This is a genomic window from Streptomyces sp. NPDC096136 (assembly GCF_044763325.1).
In the GTDB taxonomy this organism is placed as follows: domain Bacteria; phylum Actinomycetota; class Actinomycetes; order Streptomycetales; family Streptomycetaceae; genus Streptomyces.
Genome location: NZ_JBIWFZ010000058.1, coordinates 1 through 3,697 on the forward strand (window position 1 = coordinate 1; position 3,697 = coordinate 3,697).

Here is a 3,697-nt window from a genome sequence, read left to right on the forward strand (position 1 = left end):
GCCTCGCCGCCTACACCCACCAGGACATCCCCTTCGAGCACCTGGTCGAAAAACTCAACCCCCACCGCAGCACCACCCACCACCCCCTCTTCCAGGTCATGCTCGCCCTCCTCAACACCGAGCAGCCGAACTTCGAACTGCCCGACCTCCAAGTGGAAGCAGACGGTGTCACCACCGGCACCTCCCGCTTCGACCTCTTCATCAACATGGGCGAACACCGGGACGACACCGGCACGGCACTTGGTATGTCCGGGACCGTGGAGTACGCCACCGACCTCTATGACCGAGCCACCATCGAGACACTCACCAACCGCTGGACCAAACTCCTGCGAGCGGTCGTGGCCGATCCCCACCAGCCCATCGGCTCACCCGACATCCTCACCCCCCATGAGCACCACCAACTGCTCCAATGGGCCACCCACCCCCGCCCCGAAATCAAGCACGCCACCCTCGCCGAACTCTTCGAAACACAAACCAGGGCGACACCCGACGCCACCGCCCTGGAATCCGACGACGTCACCTGGAACTACACCGAGCTGAACACCCGCGCCAACCAGATCGCCCACTGGCTCATCGACCGAGGCATCGGCGCCGAACAACTGGTAGGCCTCGCCCTGCCCCGCAGCGCCGACCAGATCGCCGCCATCCTCGGCATCACCAAGGCAGGCGCCGGCTACCTCCCCATCGACCCCGAATACCCCGCCGACCGCATCACGTACATGCTCAACGACGCCACCCCCGCACTCCTCCTCACAACGGACGATCTCGTAGGGGAACTGGGGAGCGGACTGGCAATCGAGGACCTGACCGCGGCTTGGGACGAGCAGCCCACCGCCAATCCCACCCACGCGGATCGCATCGCCTTCCTCGGCCCGGCCAACACCGCGTACACCATCTACACCTCCGGCTCCACCGGCCGCCCCAAGGGCGCGTCCGTCAGCCACGCCGGCCTGGCCAGCGTCACCGCCAGCCTGACCGAGCGGTGCTCGACCGGTCCTGAGAGCCGCGTCCTGCAACTGGCCTCGCCCAGCTTCGACGTCTCGATCATCGAACTGCTCATGGTCATCAGCCGCGGCGGAACCCTCGTCCTTCCCCCTCCAGGCCGTCATGCGGGGGAAGAACTCGCCCGCGTCCTGGCCGAGCGGCGCGTCACCCACGCCTTCGTCCCGCCGTCGTCGCTGGCGAGCATGGCCGAGGGCGCGGCGGCCGCGCTGCGTGACCTGGAAACGCTCTTGGTGGCCGGCGAGGCATGCCCACCCGATGTGGTGAAACACTGGTCGCAGGGTCGGCAGATGATCAACCTGTACGGAACGACCGAGACGTTCGTCAGCTCCATCAGCTTGCCGATGTCGGGCAGGAACGTTTCGATCGGGACACCGATCGCCAATACCCGGCTGTACGTGTTGGACGAGAACCTTCAGCTGGTTCCGCCGGGCATCGCGGGCGAGCTGTACCACGCGGGCACGGTCATGGCCCGCGGGTATCTCGGCCGGCCGGGGTTGACCGCGGAGCGGTTCGTGGCGGATCCGTTCGGTGAGCCGGGAACCCGGATGTACCGCACCGGTGACCTGGTGCGGTGGAACCGCGACGGCGAACTGGAATACCTGGGCCGCACCGACCAGCAGGTCAAGATCCGCGGATTCCGCATCGAACCCGGAGAGGTCCAGGCCGCGCTGGTCCGGCATCCCGCCGTCGCCCAGGCCGTCGTGATCCCCTACGAGGACCAGCCCGGAGACACCCGTCTGGTGGCGTACATCGTCCCGCCGGCGGACGGTGCCGTGTCCGTGGAGGAAATCCGGGACAGCCTGCGGCAGCAACTGCCGGACTACATGGTTCCGGCGGCTTTGATGATGGTGGACGCGATTCCGTTGACGCCGAACGGCAAGGTGGACCGTCAGGCCCTGCCGGCGCCGGTGTACGCGGCCGCCGGCGGCGGGCGCGGGGCCCGGACGCCGCGGGAGGAGATCCTGTGCGCGGCGTTCGCCGAGATCCTGGGCGTGCCGGGCGTGGGGGTCGATGACAGCTTCTTCGACCTCGGCGGCCACTCCCTGCTGGCGACCCGGCTGATCAGCCGTATCCGTACGGCGTTGGGCGTGGAAGTCCCACTGCGCGCCCTGTTCGAAGCACCGACGGTCGCACAGCTGGCACGGCGGCTCGCCCACCACGCCGGCGACCTACGTCCGGCACTGCTGCCCGCAGTCCGACCGGAGGTACTGCCGCTGTCGCACGCGCAGGAACGCCTGTGGTTCCTGCACAAACTCGAAGGCCCCTCCGCCACCTACAACATGGCGCTGGCGCTGCGCTTGGTCGGCGACCTCCACCGGCACGCACTCCAGGACGCCATCAACGACGTCATCGGGCGGCACGAGGCCCTGCGCACCGTCTACCCGGACGTCGACGGCCGCCCGCAGCAGCGCGTCTTCGAGCCCGGCCGCGCCCGCGTCGACCTGCACGTGCAGCAGATCGATCAGGCCGATCTGGCTCAGACCCTGAACGAGGCCGCCCGGCACGAGTTCGACCTGTCCCAGCGGATCCCCCTGCATGCGCGGCTTTTCACCATCAGTCCGACCGAGTCGGTGCTGATGCTGATCGTGCACCACATCGCGGCGGACGGCTGGTCGATGGCACCGCTGGCCCGTGACCTGATCGCCGCTTTCACCGCCCGGCTGACCGGTGCGGAACCCGACTGGCCGCAACTGCCCGTCCAGTACGCGGACTACACGCTTTGGCAACACCAGCTTCTCGGCAAGGAGACCGATGTGACCAGCTCGTTCACCCGTCAGTACGCCTACTGGGCCGAACAGCTCGCCGGTCTGCCCGGTGAGGTCACCATCCCCACTGACCGTGCCCGCCCGGCCGTTGCCAGCTACGCCGGTGATGTCATCCGACTCGCTGTTGACGCCGACCTGCACCAGGGCCTGTCCCGGCTGGCCCGCACCACCGACACCACCGTCTTCATGGTGCTGCAGGCGTCCATGGCAGCCCTGATGACCCGACTCGGCGCTGGGACCGACATCCCCATCGGTAGCGGCATCGCCGGACGCACGGACGAGAACCTCGACCACCTCGTCGGCCTCTTCGTCAACTCGCTCGTCTTGCGGGCCAACACGGCCCGCAACCCGGTCTTCACCGACCTGCTCGCGCAGGTCCGGCAGACCAGCCTGGCTGCACACGCCCACCAGGACATTCCGTTCCAGTCCCTCGTGGAGAAGCTCAATCCGCAGCGCTCGGCCGCGCACCATCCGCTCTTCCAGGTGGCCTTCGTCCTGCAGAACACCGAAGAGGCGGAGTTCGAACTGCCCGGCCTCGATGTGCGTCCCGAGGAGAGCCACACCAGCACCTCCCGACTGGACGTGCTGATCAGCCTGGGTGAGGAGCACGACGGCGAGCGCACCCCGACGGGGATCACCGGGTTCATCGAGTACTCGACCGACCTCTACGACCGGTCCACGATCGAAACACTGATCACCCGGTGGACCCAGCTGCTGCGGGCCGTCGTGGCCAACCCGTCCCAGCGGATCGGCTCACTGGACATCCTCACCCCGCGCGAACAGCTGGAACGGGCGGTCCAGTCGGGACGAGCCGACCAGCCGACTTTCCCCGCGCTGTTCGAGGCCCGGGTGCAGGCCGCCCCGGACGTGCTCGCGCTGGAGTCCGAGGAGGGGGCGTGGACCTACGGTGAGCTCAATGCGCGGGC

At 68.2% G+C, this 3,697-nt stretch carries 1 protein-coding gene; it reads left to right on the forward strand.

Annotated features, from left to right (window positions below; all coding sequences use genetic code 11):
- Positions 1-3,697 (forward strand): amino acid adenylation domain-containing protein (locus tag ACIRBY_RS38650; protein ID WP_403910154.1); only part of this gene is annotated, 3,697 nt, incomplete at both ends.